General features: G+C 68.9%; 15 protein-coding genes. 2 read left to right on the top strand and 13 right to left on the bottom strand.

Features of this window, described 5'->3' with window-relative positions:
- The 11 genes from VMJ70_03610 to VMJ70_03660 all read right to left on the bottom strand — a co-directional run.
- Positions 1 to 1313, bottom strand: a 1313-nt coding sequence (locus tag VMJ70_03610) for a GH1 family beta-glucosidase (protein HTO90195.1), incomplete at its 3' end; no start/stop codon positions are given.
- 31 nt (positions 1314 to 1344) lie between these two features.
- The gene (locus tag VMJ70_03615; protein ID HTO90196.1) at positions 1345 to 3744 is read right to left on the bottom strand and encodes a glycosyl hydrolase family 65 protein; all 2400 of its coding nucleotides are present in this window, start codon (positions 3742 to 3744) and stop codon (positions 1345 to 1347) included.
- Positions 3745 to 3930: 186 nt separating this feature from the next.
- Positions 3931 to 4764: a hypothetical protein gene (locus VMJ70_03620; protein ID HTO90197.1), complete on the bottom strand. Its 834-nt coding sequence runs from the start codon at positions 4762 to 4764 to the stop codon at positions 3931 to 3933.
- A 318-nt stretch (positions 4765 to 5082) separates the two neighbouring features.
- Positions 5083 to 8214, bottom strand: a complete 3132-nt coding sequence (locus tag VMJ70_03625) for an efflux RND transporter permease subunit (GenBank protein ID HTO90198.1) — start codon at positions 8212 to 8214, stop codon at positions 5083 to 5085.
- Complete coding sequence (locus VMJ70_03630) at positions 8211 to 9263, bottom strand: efflux RND transporter periplasmic adaptor subunit (GenBank protein HTO90199.1); 1053 nt, start codon at positions 9261 to 9263, stop codon at positions 8211 to 8213. The genes VMJ70_03625 and VMJ70_03630 overlap by 4 nt, the downstream gene beginning before the upstream one ends.
- A gap of 186 nt (positions 9264 to 9449) precedes the next feature.
- Positions 9450 to 10526 (bottom strand): HupE/UreJ family protein, encoded by a 1077-nt coding sequence (locus tag VMJ70_03635; protein ID HTO90200.1) that lies wholly within the window; start codon positions 10524 to 10526, stop codon positions 9450 to 9452.
- Positions 10523 to 11356, bottom strand: a complete 834-nt coding sequence (locus tag VMJ70_03640; GenBank protein ID HTO90201.1) for a methyltransferase domain-containing protein — start codon at positions 11354 to 11356, stop codon at positions 10523 to 10525. Before VMJ70_03640 ends, VMJ70_03635 begins: the two co-directional genes overlap by 4 nt.
- A 9-nt stretch (positions 11357 to 11365) precedes the next feature.
- Positions 11366 to 12442: an ATP-binding cassette domain-containing protein gene (locus VMJ70_03645; protein ID HTO90202.1), complete on the bottom strand. Its 1077-nt coding sequence runs from the start codon at positions 12440 to 12442 to the stop codon at positions 11366 to 11368.
- A gap of 7 nt (positions 12443 to 12449) precedes the next feature.
- A complete protein-coding gene (locus VMJ70_03650) occupies positions 12450 to 13583 on the bottom strand; it encodes an FtsX-like permease family protein (protein HTO90203.1) in 1134 nt (377 codons plus the stop codon).
- A complete protein-coding gene (locus tag VMJ70_03655) occupies positions 13576 to 14781 on the bottom strand; it encodes an ABC transporter permease (protein ID HTO90204.1) in 1206 nt (401 codons plus the stop codon). Before VMJ70_03655 ends, VMJ70_03650 begins: the two co-directional genes overlap by 8 nt.
- Before the next feature lie 54 nt (positions 14782 to 14835).
- Positions 14836 to 16092, bottom strand: coding sequence for a Fe-S-containing protein (locus tag VMJ70_03660; protein ID HTO90205.1), 1257 nt, complete (start codon positions 16090 to 16092; stop codon positions 14836 to 14838).
- A 200-nt stretch (positions 16093 to 16292) separates the two neighbouring features.
- Between VMJ70_03660 and VMJ70_03665 the strand changes: the two genes are divergently transcribed.
- Entirely contained in the window at positions 16293 to 18296 is a 2004-nt protein-coding gene (locus VMJ70_03665; GenBank protein ID HTO90206.1) for a GWxTD domain-containing protein, read from the top strand.
- A 114-nt stretch (positions 18297 to 18410) separates the two neighbouring features.
- A complete protein-coding gene (locus VMJ70_03670) occupies positions 18411 to 18806 on the top strand; it encodes a response regulator (GenBank protein ID HTO90207.1) in 396 nt (131 codons plus the stop codon).
- Between the two features lie 172 nt (positions 18807 to 18978).
- Here the strand turns inward: VMJ70_03670 and VMJ70_03675 are convergent, their stop codons facing one another.
- Positions 18979 to 19794, bottom strand: coding sequence for an inositol monophosphatase family protein (locus tag VMJ70_03675; GenBank protein HTO90208.1), 816 nt, complete (start codon positions 19792 to 19794; stop codon positions 18979 to 18981).
- On the bottom strand, positions 19791 to 22763 hold the full coding sequence (locus tag VMJ70_03680) for an ATP-dependent DNA helicase (GenBank protein ID HTO90209.1): 2973 nt from the start codon (positions 22761 to 22763) through the stop codon (positions 19791 to 19793). The genes VMJ70_03675 and VMJ70_03680 overlap by 4 nt, the downstream gene beginning before the upstream one ends.
- Positions 22764 to 22788 lie beyond the last annotated feature (25 nt).

The following is a 22788-nucleotide window of genomic DNA, read 5'->3' on the forward strand; positions in this document are numbered from 1 at the left end:
CGGTAGAACCAGCCACTGTCCTTGATGGTGCGCTGCTGGGTCTCGAAGTTGACGTGCACGATGCCGAATCGTTTGGAGTAGCCGCTCGGCCACTCGAAGTTGTCGAGCAGTGACCACACGAAATAGCCGCGCACGTCGACCCCGGCGTCGATCGCCTGCCGCACCACCGCGAGATGCTCGCGCAGGTAGCGAAGGCGGAGCGGATCGCTGATACGGCCGCCGCTCGCGACCGCGGGATCGGCGAACGCCCCGCCATTCTCGGTCACGTAGATCGGGGGGTTGCCGTAGCGATCGCGCACCCAGGAGAGCGTGGTCAGGAGGCTCGGGGCATGCACCTCCCAGCCGGTCTCCATCACCGTTGCGCCGGCCGGCACCACGCGGGCCGCGCAAATCGGGGCGAGCGAGGGCTCGTAACGGGTGAGCGCACGCGTGTACCAGTTGATGCCGAGAAAATCGAAGGGCTCGCCGAGCTTCGCGAAGTCCTCGCTCGGCCATTCCGGCCACGCCGCGCCGAACAGCTCGCGCATCTCTTCCGGATAGCGCCCCAGGTAGACCGGATCGAGATAGAGGCGATTCATGTAGGCGTCGGCGAGGCGCGTGGCGTTCACGTCCTCGGGGCGCTCGCTGGCCGGCTCCTTCGGCTCGAGGTTCACGACCAGCCCGATCTTTCCGGTGCCGGCGGCGCGGCAGGCGCGCACCGCCTCGCCGTGGGCGAGCAGCAGATGGTGGGCAGCGATCGGGGCCTCGTAGAGATTGCGATGTCCCGGCGCGTTCACTCCGTAGAGATAGCCGGCGTCCACGATCACCCAGGGTTCGTTGACCGTGCACCAGAGCCCCACGCGATCGCCAAGGGTCTTGAACGCCAGCGCCGACAGCTCGCCGAACCATTTCGGAGAGTCCGGGTTGAGCCAGCCGCCGCGGTCGTCGAGCGCCGCCGGCAGGTCCCAGTGGAAGAGCGTCGCCATCGGACGGATGCCGGCTTCGAGCAGCGCGTCCACCAGCCGCGAGTAGAAGTCGAGCCCGCGCCGGTTCGCGCGCCCCGTCCCCTCGGGCAGGAGGCGCGTCCAGGCGAGGCTGAAGCGATAGGCGTCGAGGCCGAGCGCGTGCATCAGCGCCACGTCGTCCCTCCACCGGCGGTAGTGATCGCAGGCGACGTCACCGGTCCAGCCGTTGAGCGTCCGACCGGGCGTGTGCGAGAAGCGATGCCAGATCCCGGGCCCGGCGCCGTCAGCCAGGGGAGAGCCCTCGATCTGGTACGACGAGGTCGCGGCGCCCCACAGGAATCCGCGCGGGAATGGGGACCGCGCGTTCAAACGAGGCGGCCCGCGCGGCGACCACGTCCGCTCATCGCGATCCTCTCAAGATCAACGTGACCTGGTGTTCTCGGCCGTCGGCGAGATCGGGGATCCGATCGCCCGCCACCTTCCAGCCGTCCACGCGCAGCTCTTGCTTGCGCCCGCGGCGTACCGAAATCGAATACCGCGCGCCGCGAAACGCCCGCCGCATGGTGAATCCCTTCCAGCCGGGCGGGAGGCAGGGCGCGACCCGCAGGCCGTCCCAGTCGGCCCGGACGCCGAGGATCCAGTCGGAATGGATGCGGAACATCCACGTCGCCGATCCCGTGTACCACGTCCAGCCGCCCCGACCGAAATGTGGCGAATCGGGGCCGTCCACGTTGCCCGGAGTCACGTAGGGCTCGACCTCGTAGAAATCGGGGCGCATGCCGCGATGCACCGGCGAGAACGAGCGGAGCAGGCGCCAGGCCTCGGCCGCGCGCCCCAGCTTGCATTCGGCCTGCACCGCCCACAGGCCGGCGTGCGTGTACAGGCCACCGTTCTCGCGCGCTCCGGGCGCGTAGCGGGTGAGGTAGCCGATGCCGGCGTCGGGAGTGCGATAGGCGGGATAGAGCACGAGCGGCCCGTATTCGCGATAGAGATGGCGCCGCAGCGAATCGAGCAGGGCGGGCAGACGCCGCGGCGGCACGACGTCGCTCAGAATCGCCCAGGTCTGAGCGTTGATGAAGATTCGGCCCTCGTGATTCTGCTTCGAGCCGATCGGCGTCCCGTCATCACGCGTCGCGCGCACGTACCAGCGGCCATCCCAGAAATGCCGGTTCACCGCGCGCCGCATCTTGCCGGCCCCGAGTGCGTAGCGGCGCGACACCGCGGCGTCCCCGCCCGGCCGCCGCCTCTCGAGCTCGACCCAGTCCTCGAGGATCCCGATCAGGAAATGGGCGAGCCACACGCTCTCCGAGCGGCCCTTGGCGCCGATGGCGGACAGGCCGTCGTTCCAGTCGCCGGCGCCCATGCGCGGGATGCCGCGCGGCGACAGCCGCTGCCAGAACGAGTCGATCGCGCGGCGGCAATGCTCGTAGAGCGTGCCGACGTCGCGCGACGGCTTGCCGTCGTCACCCAGGAACGGCACGCGTTCGTCGAGCGATCGCCAGTCGAGCGTCTCGCGCAGGTACTGGAGCGTCAGGAACGGAAGCCACAGCAGATCGTCGTTGAGCGGCTTCTTCGCGCCCTCCTCGGTGAGCGGATGCCACCAGTGCCAGGCGGTGCCGTCGCGGAACTGATGCGCGGCGTGGAGCAGGATCTGGCGCCGCGTGCGCTCGGGCGCGAGCGGGAGCCAGACCTGGCTGTCCTGGAGCTGGTCGCGAAATCCGTAGGCGCCGCCCATCTGAAAGTAGCCGGTACGCCCGAGCAGGCGACACGAGATCGCCTGGTACTTGAGCCAGTGATTGGTGAGCAGGTCGAAGGCCGGATCCGGGGTGTGAACTTCGAGCGGCTCGAGCAGCCGCCGCCAGTGCTCGCGCGTGGCGCGGAGCGCGCGCTCGACCGAAGCCGGCGCGCGGTAGCGGCGAGCCAGCCGCCGCGCCTCGGCGAGCGACTCTCCGATGCCGAGCGTGTACGCGACCTGGCGGGTGCCGCCGGGCGGCAACGTGAGATTGACCTGCAGCGCCGCCATGCCGTCGAGCCACTTGCCGGAGGTGCGGGTGAGGCGCCCCGCCGCGACCGCTTCCGGGCGCGCGGCGCTGCCCCACTGGCCGAAGAACCCGCGCTTGTCGCTCTCCCAGCCGCTCGGGCGCTCGCTCACGGCGTGGAACGCGACGTGCGGCCATTCGACGTTCCAGGGCTGCCCACGTCCGTGCTCGGCAATGGTATTGAGCCGCTTGGTGGCGTAGAGCGCGCGGTCGGCGGCGCGGAAATCGGTCTCGATGAACAGGCGGTGGAATTCCCGGTGGGTGTCGGGCGCCGGGCCGAGGTTCCATTCCAGCGCGCTGGTGAGCGCGAGCCGCCGTCTGCGGCGCGAGCGGTTGGTTAGCGCCACGCGCCAGATCTCGAGCGTCTCCTCGGGCGGGACGAAGATCGTGAGCTCGGCGCGGACGCCATGGATTTCGGATGTGAAGGTGCTGTAGCCGAGACCGTGCCGGCACTCGTAGAAGTCGAACCGGGGCCGCACCGGACTCCAGGCCAGCGACCACAGCTCGCCCGAATCGCGGTCGAGGCAGTAGAGCCACTTGCCCCATTCGTCGCGCACCAGGTCCTGCTCCCAGCGGGTCAGACGATTGAAGGTCGCGTGCGTCATCCACGAATAGCCGGTGCCCGATTGGGTGACGATCGTGCCGTAGCGATCCGGGCAGATGACGTTGGCCCACGGCCGCGGCGTGTCCGGACGCGTGATGACGTACTCGCGGCCGTCCGGGCTGAAATGGCCGTAGCGGGTCTCGAACAGCTTCTTCATCAGGTCTCGCGCGTCTCCCGTCGGGTCCGCGAGCGGCGGCACGCAGGTAACAAACGAAGGCGCGACATTCTAGTCGAGAGTGACGCCGGAGCACACGCCGACATCCGGCCAAGGCACGGCTCCGATGCAAGACGACCGCCTCCGTCCGGCGGAGGCGGTCGTCCGTGTGCGGTGGATACGGGGGAGCTACCGGTACAGCGTCTTCACCTTGCCCCAGGTCGTGGTCTTGGCCGGGGTGACGCCGAGATCTTCGTAGCAGATGTTCATCCAGGTGCACGCCATGCTGTACGGGTTGCCCGAGCCGTCGAGCACCGGCTGGAAGTAGCCGCCCGCATAAGCCGGGACCAACTCGCCCCACAGGCCGTGCGGCGGATCTTCCGCCATGTTGCCGGAGTCGAATGCAATCGGACCGCTCGAATACGGCGTGCCGCCGAGCACCAGGTCGTACTGGATCGTCGCCGGCGAGGCCGAGCTCAGGCCGTTCGGCAGGTAGGTGATCTGCATGTGCGCGATCTGATTGCGGACGTAGTGGATGCCGTAGGCCGCCGTGAAGCTGTAGAACGGAAGCCGCCCGCCGAAGCACGCGATTTCGCCGGTGCCGTAGTTCAGCATGAACTTGCCATCGGCGTCCGGCGACCACCATGGGGCCAGCCGCAGACCGGCCTCGCCCGGCGGGTCGTCGCCGTCGAGCACGACGTCCGCGCAGAAGCGATAGGCGCTGCAGTTCTCGAACTGCGCCTTGGTCGCGCCACCGTCGGTCGAAAAGCTCCAGGTGTGGAGATTCGCGTAGCCGAAGCACGCCAGGTTCTGGTCGTTGATGAAGATCGACGCCGGATAGAGGTTGTTGACGTTGAGCGTTGAAGTCGGGCAGTCGTTGAAGACTCGCGTCGCGATGTTGGCGCCGTTCGGATTCGGGGTCGCGCCCGGACACGAACGACCGTCGCCGGCGTACGCCGCCGAAACGATCGCAAGCGCACAGCCGACGGCGAGAAGCACGGTGGAGTAGCGGATCCGCTGCATACGTTCCTCCTAGAAGGGTGGTGTGGCGATGATGATGCGGATCGAAGTGATGACGACCAGATGCACGGCACGACTCGCGTTCCGCGAGAAGCCCGGCGGCCCGAAGCACCCAGCGCTTCCCTGCTTCATCCCGCGACGGACTCGTGACTTGTCGGAAGTCCGGGGGACGGGGGAGCTGGCGGGCGCCAACGCCCATCGCGGTACATGAAAACGATTACATGGCACCCATCTCCCGTCAAGAAAATGATTTCGAACGGGGGCCGGAGCGAGTTCGATGTCGTCGAACATCGCACGCAGCGCTAAACAAGGCTGCCCGGATCAGTGGCTGAGCTGGGGTGCGGCGGCGGCCCGGGCGAGCTCCGCCGCCCGAGTTTCGGCGGCGCGCCGCACCGGGGAGAAGCGCGCGAGCAGGGTGTAGACCACCGGGACCACCACCAGGGTGAGGAAGGTCGAGAACAGCATGCCCCCGACCACCGCCATGCCGAGCGGCTTCCGGGACTCGGCGCCGGCGCCGAGCCCGAGGGCGATCGGCAGGATGCCGAAGACGGTGGCCAGCGCCGTCATCAGGATCGGGCGCAGCCGGATGCGCGACGCGCCCACCACCGCCTCGACGATCGATTCTCCGCGCGCACGGCGCTGATTGGCGTACTCGACGATCAGGATGGCGTTCTTCGTGACCAGACCGATCAGCATGATCAGTCCGACCTGCGAAAAGATGTTGATGGTCATGCGGAATACGAACAGCGTGAGCAGCGCTCCGAACACCGCCAGCGGCACCGAGAACAGGATGGTCATCGGGTCGATGAAGCTCTCGAACTGGGCGGCCAGCACCAGGAAAATGAACGCCAGCGCGATCACGAACAGGAAGTTGAGTCCGCCGCTCGATTCGGCGTATTCGCGAGAGTCGCCGGCCAGATCGGTGTGCACGCCGGGGGGAAGCACGCGCCGCGCAATGGCGCGAAGATCGTCAAGGGCCTTGCCGATCGTGACCCCCGGCGCGAGGCTGGCGGTGATGGTGGCCGAGCGCACGCGATTGAAGTGATTGAGTTCTCGCGGCGCGACCTTTTCCTCGACCCGCACCACGCTCGAGAGCTGCACCAGCCCCCTGGGCCCGCGTACGTAGAGATCGTTGATGATGCCCGGGCTCGCGCGATCCTCGCGCGGGAGCTGCAGCATGACGTCGTACTGGTGATCGCCCCGCTTGAAGCGGGTCACCTGGCTGCCGCCGAGCAACACCTGCAGCGTGTTGCCGATGTCGGCCACCGACACGCCCAGTTCCGAGGCACGATCGCGATCGATCTGGACCTCGAGCTGCGGCTTGTTGAGCTTGAGGTCGGTGTCCATGTTCACCAGGTATCCGAGCTTCTGCGCCTCGCCCAGCATCCGGGGGACGCTGGCCGCGAGCTGTTCATAGCTCTCGGCCTGCAGTACGAAGTTCACCGGCTGACCGCCGCCGGTCGAGAGGCTCGGCGGATTGAAGGCGAACGCCAGCACCCCGGGAATCCCGAACAGGCGCGGGAACATCTGCTGCGTCAGCGCCTGCGCGGGCGGGCGCTCTCCGTAGGGCTTGAGCCCCACGAACATGAAGGCGTCGGTGACCGGCCCGAACAGCCCGACCGCGGTGAACATGCGGTCCTTGGCCGGGAGCTGGTCGTACATGCCCTCGACCACGCGCACGTAGCGATCGGTGTACTCGAGCGTCGCGCCCTCGGGCGCGCGAATCACGTTGAAGATCCAGCCGCGATCCTCGGTCGGCACCATCTCGCTCGGAAGCAGCTTGAACAAGCCGCCAATCGCGACGATCAGGAGCGCGGTCAGCCCCAGCATCAGCCGCCAGTGGGAGATGGCGAAGCGCACGCTCCACTCGTAGCTCGACGAGACGCGCGCGAACATCGCGTCGAACCAGCGGCGGAATCGCGACTCTCGCCTGGGCTTTGGACCCGCTTCGCCGGCCGGCGGCTCGGCCCCGTGCTCCCCAGCGTCCAGGAAGCGCGAGCAGAGCATGGGCGTGAGCGTGAGCGCCACGAATCCCGAGATCAGCACCGACACCGCGACCGCCACGCCGAACTCGCTGAACAGGCGGCCGACCCGGCCGCGCAGGAACGCCACCGGCACGAACACGGCCACCAGCGTGAAGGTGGTGGCGACGATCGCGAAGCCGATCTCCTTCGCGCCCTCGAGCGCCGCGCGCAGGCGCGGCTTGCCGAGCTCCATGTGGCGATGGATGTTCTCGAGCATGACGATCGCGTCGTCCACCACCAGACCGATCGCCAACACCAGCGCCAGCAGCGTCAGGATGTTGATGCTGTAGCCGAGGAAGTAGGTCACGGTGAAGGTGCCGATGATCGAAACCGGAATCGCCACCGCCGGGATCAAGGTGGCGCGGAGCGAACCGAGGAAGAGGAAGATCACCACGAACACCAGCAGGATCGCGATGATCAGCGACAGCACCACCTCGTGAATGGAATTCTCGATGAAGGTGGCGGAGTCGTAGGCGACGTCGAGATTCATGCCGGCCGGCAGCAGCTCGCGCAACCGGGGCAGGGAGGCGCGCACCACGTCGGCGACATCGACGGTGCTGGCCTTCTGCTGCTTGACGATGCCGAGCCCAACCGCCGGCTGCCGGTTGTAGCGCGCCGCGCTGCGGTCGTCTTCGGCGCCCACCTGCACGTCGGCGACGTCGCCGAGCTTGACCACCTGGTCACCCTGCTGCGCGACGATGATCGAGGCGAACTGCTCGGGCTGGTCGAGGTCGCCGCGGGTGCGCACCGCGAATTCGCGGCCCTTGCCCTCGACGCGCCCGGCAGGGATCTCGGCGTTGCCGCCCCGCAGCGCGCGATCCACGTCGCTCACCGTGAGGCCGTAGGCGGCCAGCCGCTGAGCGTCGAGCCAGATGCGCATCGCGTACTTGCGTTCGCCGCCCACCACCACCGCCCCCACCCCTTCCAGCCGCTGCAACCGCTCGGCCAGCTCGTTCTTCGCGAAGTCCGACAACTCGAGGGTGTTGTAGCGCTCGCCGTACAGCGCGAGCCAGATGATCGGCTGCGCGTTCACGTCCTGCTTCGCGACCACCGGATCGTCGGCGGTGATCGGCAGCTGGCTGCGAACGCGCGCGACCCGGTCGCGGACGTCGTTGGCGGCCTTGTCGACGTCGCGATTGAGATTGAACTCGATGGTGATGTCCGAGCTCTGCTCGGCCGACGACGAGGTCAGCAGCTTGACGCCCTCGATCGTCGAGAGCTGCTCCTCGAGCACGTCGGTGATCTCGGTCTCGACCACCTGCGGGTTGGCGCCGCGGTAAAACGTGCTCACCGAGACGATCGGCGAATCGATGTCCGGGTATTCGCGGACCGGCAGGAACGAGTAGGAGAGCGCACCGAACAACACAATGGCGAGGCTCATTACCGTCGCCAGCACCGGGCGCTCGATCGAGACTTCGCTCAGCTTCATCGCGCCGCGCTTCCGCTCGCCGGTCCGCCGCCCGAGTCGCCCGCCGCGCCGACCGGCATGACGTGCGCGCCGTCGTAGAGCTTCTGGTGTCCGGCGCGGACCACCACCTGCCCGGCCTCGAGGCCGTGCAGGATCTCCACGCGCGCGGAATCGCGGGTGCCGAGGCGCACCGGCGCCTTGCTCACGGTGCTGTCGCGCTTCACCAGGAACACGAAGCTTTGGGTGCCCTCGGCGAACACCGCCTCATCGGGGACGACCAGCGCGCCCGGACGTTCGGCGAACGTCACCGACACGTTCGCCGACATGCCGGGACGCAGGCGTCGCTCGGGGTTGGGGAGCTTCGCCACCAGTTGAACGGTGCGCGTATCGGGATCGATCACGGGATCCACCACCGTGATGCGCCCGGGAAAATGTTGGCTCGGGAACGCCGGCGCCATCGCGTCCACCGCGATGCCCGGGCGCAGCAGCCCGGCGTAGCGCTCGGGGGCCGCGAAGGTCACTTTCATTTCGTCCACGCGCGCGAGGTCGGTGATGACTTCGCCCTCGCGCAGGTAGGCGCCGGGAGAAACCCGGCGGCGCCCGACCAGCCCCGAGAACGGAGCGCGAATCCGCGTCTTGTCGAGCCGAGCCTTGGCCAGCGCTTCGTTGGCGTCGGCGACCTTGAGCGCGGTCTTGGCGTCGTCCATCTCCTGCGGCGAGATGGCGTTCTGCTCGAGCAGCTTCTCGGAACGCTTGAAGTTCGACTCGGCCTGCTCGCGCTGGGCTTCCGCACGTTCGGCATCGGCGCGGATTTCGCGGTCGTCGAGCCGCGCGAGCTGGGTGCCCTTCTCGACCGCCTGGCCTTCGACGAAGGTCAGCTCCTCGACCACCGCGCTCAGCTCGCTCACCACCTCGATCTGCTCGTCCGAGGCGATGCCGCCGAGCGCGTGGAACTGGTCGCGGACGGTGCGCGACTGCACGGTCGCGACCTCGACCGGGGTGGGCGGCATCTGGAAGCCGGTCTTGCCGGCACCGGGGGCGCATCCGGTAAGCAGGAGACCGAAACTCAAGCCTGCCAGGGGCACTCTGCGCGGCTTTGGGATCACCTTCGCCACCATACCTTTCTATTGCACGTCTGGCCACTGGCCCGTTCGAACTTCGAGAGTTGCTCGACGCACGCGGCGAATGGGCGCCCCAGCGCGGGGCGCGCGTCCGGAGTCGGGCCACGGATTCCGGCCTGTGCGACCGCATACGCTTCAGCTCGCAAAGAAGATGCGCTGCACCAGCCAGAAGCTGCCGGCGGCGGTGACCAGCACGGAGCCCCAGACGCTCGCGCGAGCGCCGACCCGCGGCCATCGCCACCGGATTCCGGAGAGCAGCGGCGCCACCGCCAGGACGATCGTGAGCTGGCCGAGCTCGACCCCCAGATTGAACGCGAACAATGCCGTGCCGAGCGCCGCGCGCGGGAGTCCGAAATCCTCGAGCACGCTGGCGAAGCCGAATCCGTGCACCAGGCCGAATGCGAACGCGATCCAGGCACGATGGTCGCCGGAGTTCCGCGCGCGAAGATTCTCGACCCCGACCGCGACGATGCTGAGCGCGATCGCCGGCTCGATCACCCGCGAGGGTGGGTTCACCACGTGCAGCGTGGCCAGGGCCAGGGTCAGACTGTGAGCCACCGTGAACGACGTGACGATCTTCACCAGACGGCGAACGCCGCCACCGAGCAGCAGGAGACCGATGACGAACAGGACGTGATCGGGTCCGATGAAGATGTGGTGGATTCCCGCGCCGGTGAAGGTGCGTAGCACCCGCCACAGACTCTGGCGGCCGCGGGTGAAGTAGGCGGCCTCGGGATTCCCCGCGTCGAGCACCGCCTGATGAGTGAGCGCTTCGCCCTCGTAGACGTCGAGGTAGGTCTGGTGCTCGACCTCATCCGTGAACAGCGGACCGCGCACCTCGACTCGGCCGGCGCTCGCGCCGCGCGCGTGAAACGTGAACAGCAGCAGCGGTCGATCCGGAACGCGCGCGATGCCGCGATCGAAGATCGGCTCGATCGCGCGCCCGTCGAGCCGGACGTTCAGCCGAGCGCGCAGGGCGCGGACCAGCGCCTCGCGGTGCTGATTCGCGAACCGCAGATCGAGCAGCGATTCGGGCGAATCGATGGCCGTGACGCGACCGAGATCCACGACGTGAGCGAGAATCCGGCCGGAGAGCGAGTCGCCGCCCAGGTGAAGGTCGAGCGCGCTGAAGGGCTGATCGTGCGCCACGGCCGCCGGGGCTCCCAGCAGGAGAGCCAGGAATGCGGCCACCGCCGCCCGCTGCAGGCTCAAGCCGGGCGCCTCGCCCACAATCGCGCCGTGATCGGGCCCCGTGACGGGGAAGGCTCCTCGTAGCGCAGCACCTCGAGACCGAGCGACTGGAACGATCGCGCCAGCTCGCCGTCCTCGAGCAGATACTGCGGGCGCTTGGGCCGCCCGAACTTTTCCTGTCCGACGCGGTAGGTCTCGTAGACGAGATGTCCTCCCGGAATCAGCGCTCGCGCCATGGCCGGAAACAGCGGGCGGTGCAGAAAGCGAAAGCACGTGACCAGCGCGTAGCGCGATTCCGGGAGCGTCGGCCGGCCTCGTTCGAGATCGGCGACCACGGTGCGGAGCTCGGCCCCGGCGCGGCGCGCCAGATCCGCGGCGCGCTCGAGCGCTTCGGGCGCCGCGTCCCAGGCCTCGACCGTGAAGCCGCGTTCGGCGAGGAACGCGGCCTCGCGCCCGGAGCCCGCGGCCAGATCCGCGGCCAGGCCGCGTGGGAGCTCGTCGATCCGCTCGACCAGGAATGGCGCCGGCCGCCAGAGTCGAGCCGGCGGACCGGCCTCGAGCTCCAGCGTCGCGGTCGAAGCGAGCGGCGCCGCGAGCCAGCCGACCTCCGCGTAGCCCATGGACTCGAGCGCCTGCGCCGCACGCCGCGCCTGCTCGGCACTCGCGGCGAGCACCGCCACCGCCATGTCGCGCGGCGGCAGCTCGGCGCGCCGCGGCAGCAGCTCGTCGGCGGGCAGGTGGCCGCTGCCGCGAAGATGCCCGGCGGCGAATTCCGATTCGAGGCGCACATCGAGCAGCGCCACCTCGGCCCCGAGCGCGGGCAGGTCGGCGGGAGCGAGCGGTCCGTTCATCCGGCGGGGCTACGAGATGATCGGCAGCTCGCAGCAGTGGCCGGGAGGAATCGGGCGGCCGTGCGGGCAGCGGCGAGGGTGGCCGAGGAAGGTGCAGATGCTGTTGGTGACCTCGCGATCGATGATGTGCTCCATCCGGCAGGCGGCCAGCTCCATCTCTTCGCTGGACAGGCGCATCGCCGAGGAGAACAGCACTTCGGCCAGACGCCGCCGGCGCACCAGATCGCGCGCCGCCGCGCGCCCGCGCTCGGTGAACTCGAGCGAACCGTTCCTCTGGATCACGAGCCCGCTCTCGGTCATGCCCTGAAGCGTGCGGCGGTTGTCGACCACGTCGGGCACCTGCACGCGGCGGGCTTCGGGAAGGCGGCCTTCTTCGGACAACGTCCACATCTGGACCAGCACCTCGTCGTAGCGCCGTTCGATCTCCTGATCGCTGACGGTGAGGTCCACCAGTCGGCCGTGCGACAGCTCGACGCGGCGATCCGCCAGGTTCCCGACCTTCGCCGCGTGAGTCACGGTCACCAGCGTGTGGCCTTCGGCGTGCAGGCCGCGCAACAGTTCGAGCACGCGATCCTCGTTCTCGGCGTCGAGGTTGCCGGTCGGCTCGTCGGCCAGGATCAGGCGCGGCCGATTGATGAGCGCGCGCGCGATGCACACGCGCTGCTGCTCGCCGCCCGAAAGGCGCGAAGCCAGGTGTCCGGCGCGCTCGCGCAGTCCGACGCGCTCGAGCGCGCGCTCGGCTTCGCCGGCGTCGGACACCGAGTGGTAGTGCTGTGCCACCATCACGTTCTCGAGCGCGGTGAGGTAGGGAAAGAGATGGAACTGCTGGAAGATGATGCCGACCTTCTCGCGCCGGAAACGCACGCGCGCCGCCTCGCTCATGCGCGTGAGATCCTCGCCGGCGACCTCGACCCGACCCTCGGTGGGGCGATCGAGCGCGCCGAGCAGGTTGACCAGCGTGCTCTTCCCCGAGCCCGACGGTCCCATCACGGCGAGCCACTCGCCGGCGCGGATCTCGAGATCCACCTGATCGAGCGCGCGCAGGGCACCGTAATGTCGCGACACCCGTTCGAGGCGAACCAGCACGCTCAAGTCATTCCCCCTTCAGCACCCGCGCCGGCTCGACCGCCAGCGCCATCCGAATCGGGCCGAACGAAGCCGCCGCGGCCACCAGCAGCGCGAGCCCCAGCACCATCGGCGGCACCTCCCAGCGAACCGCGATCGAGGCGTGGAACACCTCGCGACCAATCAGTTCGGCGAAGCCGAGCCCGATCAGCCACCCGGCGAGCCCTCCGAGCAAGCCGATGACCGCGGACTCGCCGCACAGCACCCGCACGATGTCGCTGTGAGCCGCGCCCAGCGCCTTCATCAGCGCGATGTCGCGCCGCCGCTCGAACGCCAGGTCCATGAGCGTCCCGAACGCGCACAGCCCGGCCGCCAGCAGTGCCGCCAGCGTCACCATCGCCATGAGTCGCTTCATGCGTGCGAGCAGGCCGGCTTCGGTGTCCGACAAAGCGTGAAGCGGGAGCACCTGGAACTCGCCGGCACGATCGAGCGCGTGTATGGACTCGATCGAGATCCCTTCCGGCAGCCGCGATTGCACGACGCTCGCGCGGCCCTCGAGCCCGGCGAGCGCCTGCGCGTCTTCGAGCGGGACCCACCACGCGTCGTCGTCGGGACCGCCGGCCTCGAGCGTGGGACCCGCGGGGAGCGTCAGGGAGCGAGCGCCCAGCGTCACCGTGAGCGGCTGGCTCGGGGCGATGGCGAGGCGCGAGCGCAGGCGCGCACCCATCAGGGCCGGACCGTCACCCGGCTCGATACGCCACGAAGGATGGAGCGAACGGGCCGTGCCGAGATCGGCGCCGATCACCTGGAGCGGGCCCGATTGGCCGCGCGCCACCACGTAGAGGAGCGGCGCGGCCGCAAGCCCCGCCGCGCTGAGGCGCGCGCGGACCTCGCCGGCGTCGAGATAGCGGCCGGCCGCTTCCTCGCGCTCGAGCCCCGCGCCCTGTGCGACGCGGCGCGGCTCGGGCACGACCAGCAGATTGGGGCCCAGGCTCCGCAGCTCACGATCCAGCTTGTGCGTGAGGTCCCTCGACAGATGAAGGAGCGCCGAGGCCACCGAGACTCCGATCGCGACTGCCGCGATCGCCAGCAGGGCGGTGCCGCGCCGGCGCCACAGCGAGGCGCGAAGCAGCCGTCCTTCCATGCCCCGCCGGTCAGCCATGGAGCACTGTCGCCGGATCCACTCGCTGCGCGACGCGCAGCGGCGCGAGCGTGCCGGCCACCGCCACCAGCATCGCGAGCAGCATCGCTACCGGCAGCATCAAGGGCTGGACGGGGGAGTGAGCTCCAAAGGTCGTGCCCCGCAGCAGCGTCGCGCCGAGCGTGCCGAGCAGGAACCCGCCGAGCCCGCCCGCGCAGGCGACCAGCAGCGACTCCCCGAGCAGGAGTGCCGCGATCTGGCCGGTGCCGGCGCCGAGCGCCCGCAGGAGTCCCAGCTCGACGCTTCGCTCGATGACCGAAGCCATGGTGGTGGAGAGGAGCCCGAGTGTCGCGGCCGCCAGCGCCGCCAGCGCCAACAGCAGCATGAGCAGGCTCAGGCGCCGCACCACCTGCGCTTCGCCCGCCACCACTTCGGACATCGGCAGCACTTCGGCGTCGCCCACCTGCTCGCGCAGCGAACCGGCGACGTTCCCCGGATAGGCGGTGCACATGTAGCGTTCGTAGCCCTGCGGGTCGCGCCGCGCGTCGGGAGGAGGGCCGCCCGGCTGCGGCAGCACCAGCGCGCTGAGCCACACGCGATCCACCTCGCCGCCGCGGCCGCCCAGCTCTTGCACGCGCTCGAGCGGCGCCCAGGCCAGTCCGTCCTCGAGTCCGCCCGCCGCCACCACGCCGCTCACCAGCCAGTGATCCGCGCGGCCACCGCACGACACCTCGACTCGTTCTCCGGGATGCAGCGCGACCCGCGAAGCGAGCGACGCGCCCAGCGCGATCTCGTTCGAGCCCTCGCGCGGCCAGTGGCCGTTCACCCGCCAGTTCGGGCGCAGCGCGGCCAGTCCGGTGCGCCACTCGCCGGATCGAGTCGGCACCGAATGCGCGAACCACGTGCCGAGCAGGGTCACCGGCCGGCCGCCGAGGGTGGCGGCGATCGCGCATTCCGGCGTCGCTTCGAGCAGGTTGTTGCTCCAGAAGGAGCGCTTCAGGCGCGCGACGGCGTCCGAGTCGAGCGCGGCGCCGGCGCGCGCCGGTTGATAGGACGCGCCGCCCAGGTCGAGCGGCCAGCTCGCGCCCTGCGGAAGAACCACGAAGTTGGGGCCCGAGGTGCGCAGCGCACGGGCCAGGTCGTCGCCCACCTGAAGCGCGAGCGTAGCCAGCGCCGTGGCGACCGCGACCCCGACCGTCACCACCAGGAATGCGAGCATGGCGCGGCCTCGGCGGGCGAACAGTGAAGCCAGAAGCAGTCTGCGAAACATCGCTCACCGCCCCTTGAGGTGGGGAAGCTCCGCGCGCAGGTCCTGCGCCGACACGACCAGCCGTCCCGGCTCGGCTCGCGAGGGAAGCGGGATGGGATTGCATCCGCCGCCCTTCTGGAGCGAAGAGATCGCGATCGGCGAGGTGCAGTTGCGGCACACCACGCTGCCGCCGTCGAGGAAATAGCCCTTGTCGCCGCAGATCGAACAGGCGTCGAAGCAGGTGACGGTGCGGTTCCCGGCGCTGAGCGCAAAGAAGCGGACGGTGCCCTCGGGCAGCGCCACTTCGTAGAAATGCATCTTGCCGTCGGCGAGCGGCGCGGTGTCGACGTGCGCCTCGCCGTTCTCGAGCGCGAGCGGCAGCGCCGGCTCCCTGGCCGGAAGGCGCGAGCTGCGCACGAACGCGACGCTCAGAAGGCCCACCACCAGCACCGCGAGGATCCCGGTCCAGCGGCGCCGGCGCGCGTCACGCTCGCGAGCCGCGCGGAGGAGCCGCGCCTCGGGGCCTTCGCCGGCCACCGACGTCTGGGGGGGCAAGCGTCCCGGGCCGAACAGCAGCCATCCGGCGGCCAGCGCGACCGTGAGCGTGAACAGCAGCAGCTCGTTCTTGACGATCGGCCCGATCACCGCCATCTCGACGCGGCTCGACGGCAGGATCTCCGCTTCCGACAATTCGTGGAGCCCGCCCACCAGCAGCTGGATGCCGATCAGCGTGAGCACCGCCGAAGTGAGGGAGAAGAACGGCCTGAGCGGCACGCGCAGCGTGCCGCGCGCGAACAGGATGCCGAAGCCGGCGGCGATCGCGAGGCCGGCGAAGGCGCCGAGCCAGCGGCCGAGCCCGGCGCTATTGAGGCCGGCGGCCGACAGGAACACCGCGGTTTCCGCGCCCTCGCGCAGCACCATCACGAAGGCGAACAGGAAAAGTCCGGGACCGCCGCCGCCGGGCGTCGCGGTCGCGCGCGCCACGCCGCTCTCGATCTCCTGCTTCATGCGCGGAGCGCTGCGCCACATCCAGTACACCAGGCTGAACACCAGCAGGGCGCCCACCAGCATGGCGATGCCTTCGCTCAAATCCTCGTTCCAGGTGAAGCGCGTGGCGAGCCAGGCGAATCCGGCCGAGGCGACCAGCGCCACGCAGGCTCCGGCCAGCAGCCACGAGCCGAGGCGTTCCAGGCCCTGGCGCTTGAGCAGCGTGAAGGCGATGGCCAGCACCAGCGCGGCTTCGACGCCCTCGCGAAGGGTGATGACCAGCGCTTCAAACACGGGGGAGGACCCGACCCGGGGAAGAGTTCATCTCAAGGACGCATGCTGCCCGGACGGTCCACGGGCGTCAAGATCGGTCGATCTTCCCCGGGGGGATGCGGGGTTTCGTCCCGCGAGCACGCCGGCTGGACAAGTCGTTGTTGATCTTTGGCCGCGTCCTTCCGATACTCGATTGTCGCCGGGCTCGCCGAGGACTGTTCGTGCTTCGAACTCGATCGTTCGTCTCCCTGCTGGTGATGCTCCTCTCGCTGCTGTGGGCGCCGGAGCCGGCGCACGCCGTTTCCGCGCGGACCGAGCGCCGCGCCGAGCGACTCGTCGATCGGGCTCGCCGCCATGTCGCCCAGAACACCAACGAGGACCGGCACGCCGCCATCCAGGACCTCGAGGACGCCACCCTGCTCGATCCACGCAGGCCGGAGTGGGATCTGATGCTGGCGCGCCTCTACTACCAGTGCGGGTTCTACGGCCTCGCGCGGCACCGATTCGAGAAGGTCGAGCACTACGAACCCGACGATCCCGACGACCGCTTCGGACTCGGACTCGCCTGGCGGCAGGATTGGCTCAAGTACCAGCTTCCTCAATCGCGCGAGCGGGCGATCGTCAATTTCACCGAGGCCGCCCGGCTCGACCCACACAAGCCCGACGCGTGGATCATGCTGGTCCCTCTGCTGATGGAGAAGTCCGATCCGCGCGCCGCGTGGGTCGCGGCCCGTCATGCGCTGGACGCGGATCCCAACCGCGCCGACGCCATGGTCGCGGAAGCCTATGCATCCTTTCGGCTCGGCAACGTCGCGCACGCCGACAGCGCGTTCGCGGTCGCCGTCCCGCGCCTGCCGCGCAACGTCCGCCTGCGATACGAGGACATTGCGCCGGTCGCGACCGAACGGGACACCTTGCACCTCTCCCGCATGTGGCCCAAGGATCGCGCCGCCTACATCAAGCGCTTCTGGCGCGAGCTGGATCCCGATATCGCCACTCCCGAGAACGAGGCGCAACTCGAGTACTGGTCGAGAGTGACGCACGCCTATCTCCTCTACTACGACGCGAGGCGCGGCATCTGGGATCAGCGCGGCGAGATCTTCGCGCGTTACGGGCCGCCGGCGCTGCAGCGCTTCGATGACGTCGGCGATACGCTCAACTTCGGCAGGCTCACGCAATTTCCGATGAACGTGCTCGATTGGGACTACCCCGATCTCGGCATGCACGTCCGGCTGCAGGATCGCATGCTGAACGGCTTCTACCTGCCCTACATCGACATGGGCATTCTCGAATCCACCATCATCGAGCCCGAGCCCGATCCCGATTCACTGGCGCGACGCTACGATCTGATGGGAGTGAGCGGCGGGCGCGGCGTGTTCCACCGGCTCCCGCCCGGCACGAGACCGATTCCGGTGGAGGGGGCGCTGGCGCGGTTCGAGGGCAGCGCCGGCCCACGGCTGGTCGCCGATTTCGAGGCTCCCGGCGACCCGGGCGACTCGCTGGTCGCGACCTGGGTGGTGCGCGACTCCGCTCAGAACGAGCTGGCGCGAGCCTCGCACACGCTGGTGCCCTCGGCCTGTCTTCCGACTGAGGCGCAGGTCGCCGAGTTCGATTCCTCCCTGCCTCCCGGCCGTTACGAGGTCGGGATCTCGGTGGTGGGGCCCAACGGCCGGCGGGGCGTCTTTCGCGATTCGGTGACGTTGAGGCCGGCCGGCACGCGGTTGTCGCTGAGCGATCTGGTCGTCACCTGCGGCGTGCCGGACGCGGGCACGCTCGACCCGCACGACCCATCGGTGCGCATCGAGCCCAACCCTTACGCGATCATCGATGTCGGCACGCCGCTCACCGCGTACTTCGAGATCTATCACCTGCAGCCGGATGCCGAGGGTCTCGCGCACTTCGAATACCAGTACACCGTGCGCTCGCTCGAGCACGACGAACGCATCTGGGTGCAGCGGCTGTTGGCGCCGCGACCGCTCCCGCCGATCCCGTTGAGCGAATCGCGCGAAGAACAGCAGGTGGGGGGGCTGCGTCGCCAGTTCGTGAGCATACCCCTCGAGGCCATGCCGGTCGGCCACTACCAGCTCTCGATCCGGGTCCGCGACCTGATCGGGGCGCGAGAGGCGACCGTGGCCCGTGACTTCTACCTCCAGAAGCCGATGCCGCCGCAGACCGCAGGAGGCGTCGCGTCGGGCGCGATCAACGGGAGCGAGAGCCAGCGCTGACTCTTCGGCGGCGCGATTCCCAGACGCAGTCGCCGGTCCCGAGAAATGGCTCCAGAAGTGCGGCCAATCTTCCGATAACCCACGCGAACCGGACTCGCCTGCGAGAGGACCCCGATGCCCAACGCCAAGCCGCGCATTCTGATCGTGGACGACGAGCTCGACCTCGTCTCGGTGCTGCGCATGGGCCTGGAAATCGAGGGCTTCGAGGTGATCGAGGCCATGGACGGCGAGGAGGGGCTCCGGCGTGCCCGGCAGGATCGCCCCGACCTGATGGTCCTCGACCTGATGCTGCCCAAGATGGACGGCTACAAGGTGTGTCGCGCGCTCAAGTTCGACGAACGCTTCAAGAGTCTGCCGATCATCATCCTGAGCGCCCGTTCGGGCGAGGCGGATCGCAAGCTGGCGTTCGACATGGGCGCCGACGTGGTGATCCACAAGCCATACGAGATGAGCGAACTGGTGGCGAAGATCCGCCACCGCCTGGAACAGGCCGCCAGGCGCGCGGCCTGAGGATCGTGCGCCGAAGATCGCAGTCGGCGCGTGGCAGCCCTTGGAGCCAGAGGATCCTGGCCAGGTCTTGCGCCGTCGTCGCCGAAACCGACAGAATGGCTTGGACTTCCGCCGGCCAACTGCAATCTTCGGAGCAAGCCCCAATCTTCGGAGTAAGACCCGGCGTGGGCTTTCAGGGCCGTCCGCTCCCGGCGCCCGCGGTTCCCAAGACCGCCAGCATCTCGTCGTGGAGTCTTCCATTGCTGGCGAGGATCTCTCCGCCCTCCAGTTCGAAGCGGCCGCCGCGGTAGTCGGTCACCCGTCCGCCCGCCTCGGTGAGGATCAGGGTCCCGGCCGCCATGTCCCACGGCGAGAGGCGCGCTTCCCAGAACCCGTCGAATCGTCCCATCGCGAGGTAGCAGAGATTGAGCGTCGCCGAGCCGTCGCGGCGCACGCCCTGCGCGACGCGCAGGAAGGCGTGAAATGCCGGGAGCACGCGCTCCGGGCGCTCGCGCACATCGTAGGGGAAGCCGGTGACGAGCAGCGCCTGCTCGAGCCGCTCGATGTCCGAAACGCGGATCGGCGCATCATTGAGAGTCGCGCCCCGGCCGCGCGCCGCCGCGAACCGTTCGTTGCGAACCGGATCGAACACCACGCCGGCCACGCGCTCGCCATCGATCTCGGCGGCGATCGAGACCGCGAAGAACGGATAGTTGTGCGCGAAATTGGTGGTGCCGTCGAGCGGATCTACGATCCAGCGCAGTCCGCCGCCGCGGTTCCCATGGGAGCCCGACTCCTCGGCCAGCACCGCCGCTCCGGGAAATTGCTCGCGAATGCGGGAGAGGATCCGATCTTCCGAGCGCCGGTCGTAGTGGGTCACCAGGTCGATGCGTCCCTTGTGCTCCGGACGATGCGCGCGCCCGTAGCCCTCGAGCAGAATCGCACCGGCCTCCTCGGCCATCGCCAGCGCCGCGTCGCGAAGGCCGGCGGCTTCGGCGGCCGCGCTCACGAGCTGCGACGCACCGCGCTGAAGCGGCAGATCTGGCGGTAGTCGCAGCGGGCGCAGGTCCGCGAATCCGGTTGTGCGTCGAACCTGGCGCGCCGGATCCCGGCCGCCGCGGTCTCGACGCGCTCGCGCGCCCGCTCGAGATGTTCGGGCTCGACTTCGGCGGAACCCACCGTGCCCGAGGCCACGAAACTCAGTTCGACCCGCGCCGGCATCTTCTGCCGGGTTTCGAAATAGGCCAGCGCGTAGAGCCCGAGCTGCCCGTCACGCAAGTCGGACGCGACTCGCTCCTCGGCCTTCTCTTCCTCCTCGACCTGCGACGTCTTGTAATCCACCAGCACCACTCCGTTCTTCCGCTCGTCGATCCGGTCCCAGCGCCCATTCACCTCGTCTCTGCCGATGCGGAAGTTGAACTCGCCTTCCACGAGCACCGGCCTGTCTCGCGAAGCGAGCTCGTTGCGCACGAAGCGCTCGAGGGCCTCGCGACCCTGAGCCTTCATGCGCTCCTCGTGCGCGAGATTGCGGAACCCTTCGCTCAGCCACTCGCTCTCGTAGACCGCCAGCACCTCGTGAATCGTGATGGGAATGCCCCTGAGGCGCGCCTGATTCCAGACCTTGATGCCCTGGTGCACCGCCGAGCCGTACATGAGAGTCGGATTGCTCGGCAGCGGTACGCACGCCACGTATGCGTAGTAGTACTGGAGCGGGCAGTCGAGGAAGCTCCGAATCTGTGAGTGGGAGAGCCTGAGTAGCGCTTCCGCACCAATCGGCGCGGGCTCGGAGGTGGGCGGATCGGGTACCGGCGCGTAACGAGCGATCGATTCGAGCGCCGAGGCGCCCTTCGCCCCCTTTGCCGGTTCGGGCAGCCCGAGCGCTTCGCGCACGAACCGGCTCAGTCGGTCCGCGCGCCTGCCCCCCTGGTCCTGCGCGTGGCATAGCACCAGCCGGTCGCGCGCGCGCGTCATTCCGACATAGAACAGCCGGCGCTCTTCCTCATAGTGCTCGAGCTTCTCGTCCGAACCCGCCGCGTGGCGCAGCTCGCGAGGAAACTCGAGTGGCTCGCCCTTTGGATACTGGGGAAAGCGTTGCTCGGTGAGATCCACCAGGTAGACCACCGGAAATTCGAGCCCCTTCGCGCCGTGCGCCGTGAGCAGGCTCACCGCCTGCTCGTCACCTTCGACGTCGGCGGCGGTGGGGTCGTCGCCCAGCTCGATCAACAGATCGAGATGGGGCATGAACTCGCTCACCAGATCGCGAGTCAACAGCCGCCCGACCCGAGTGGTGATCGCGAACAGCTTGTTGAGGTTCTGCGCGCGTTCGAGATTCTCGGCGCCGGTCTCGGCCAGCGACTGCAGCATGCCGCTGTCGCGCACGAACGCGTACAGAACCTCGGACGTGGGTCGCGAAGTCGCGATCTGCGAGAGCTGGTGATGGAGCGCCGCGAAACGGCGGATCGCGTCACGCGTATGCTCACCGAGGTCGGGATCGCCGTCGACGGCGTCGATCGCGATCCTGAGCAGCGGGCGATGCCGCGCGCGCGCGCGCGCGTTGAGCGAGGCCAGGTCGAGGCCGTCGGCGCCGAACAGCGGATCGCCGAGCGCCATGAACGGCCAGCGCCCATCGTTTGGGTTGGCCACCGAGCGCAGCACGTTGAGACACAGGTTCACTTCCGGCCGCGCGTAGAGCCCACGCATTCCGACGCGCCGGAAGCGGATCCCGCGCGCGCGCAGCGCCTCGGCAACCGGATCGAGATGATGATGGGCGCGCGCCAGCACCGCGAAGTCCGCGGCTGAGGCGCCGGCCGCGATCGCTTCCTCGATCTCCAGGGCGATGGATTCCGACTGGTCGCTCGCCGTCTGGAACGGATGGAATTCGACGCTGCCGGTGGGAGCTTCGCGATCCGAGTCACGCGGCTGAGCGATCAGTCGCTTGTCGAGTCCCAGCCGCGCTTCGAGCCGATCGGGATTGTTGCCCTGGATCAGGCGATGAGCAGCGTCGAGGATCGCCTGCCCGGATCGGTAGTTGCGATTGAGCAGCACGCGCCTCGCGCCGGGGAAGCTGTCGAGGAACCCCATCAGGTTCTCGACCTTCGCTCCCCGGAAGCGATAGATGCTCTGATCGTCGTCGCCAACCACCGTCAGATTGCGAGCGTCGCCCGCCAGCAGGCGGATCAGTTCGAACTGAACGTGATTGGTGTCCTGGAACTCGTCGATCAGGATCCAGCGAAAGCGCTCCTGGAACTCGCGTCGCAGGTACGGGCGCTCGCGCAGCAGGCGAAGCGCGAGGCCGATCTGCGAGCCGAAGTCGACCCTCCCGGCCCGCATCAGCAGATCAGTGAAGCTCCCGTAGGCGCGAGCCAGCTCGAGCTGAGCTTCCGCGCGATCGCGCAGGAGCTCGTCCCGCGCCTGAGCGGCGAGCTGTTCTGCGAACGCCAGGTACTGCCCGGGGCTCACGTCTTCGTTGCGTGCGCGATCGAAGACGCCGAGAAGCGCGTGTAGATGCGAGTCGGGATTGCTGAGCGGGAGATAGCGCTTGAGTCCCAGCTCGAACAGGTGCTCGCGCAGGAACACCAGGATCTCGGCCTGGCTCTCGACCCGCAGCTGCGAGGTGAGCCCCAACTCGATGGCGTGCTCGCGCACCAGCCGGTCGCAGAATGCGTTGAACGTCGCGATGGTCGAGCCGACCAGGCCGATCGGCACCAGCACGTCGACGCGAGACTCCATCTCGGCGGCGGCCCTGTCGGTGAAGGTCAGCGCCAGGATCTGTTCGGGCCGCGCGCGCCTGGTGGCGATCAACCAGGCGATGCGGCGCGTGATCACCTGCGTCTTGCCGGTGCCGGCTCCGGCCACGATCAGCAGCGGCCCTTCGCCGTGAGTGACGGCGCTCCGCTGTTCGTCGTTCAGCCCCTCGAGGATCTCGCCGGCGCCGGGGTTCGCGGAATTCGAGGCGGCGGGCGCGACGCTCGTGCTCATGCTCGAACGCTAGCATCCGGGTAAA

The organism is Candidatus Sulfotelmatobacter sp. (genome assembly GCA_035498555.1).
GTDB lineage: Bacteria > Eisenbacteria > RBG-16-71-46 > RBG-16-71-46 > RBG-16-71-46 > DATKAB01.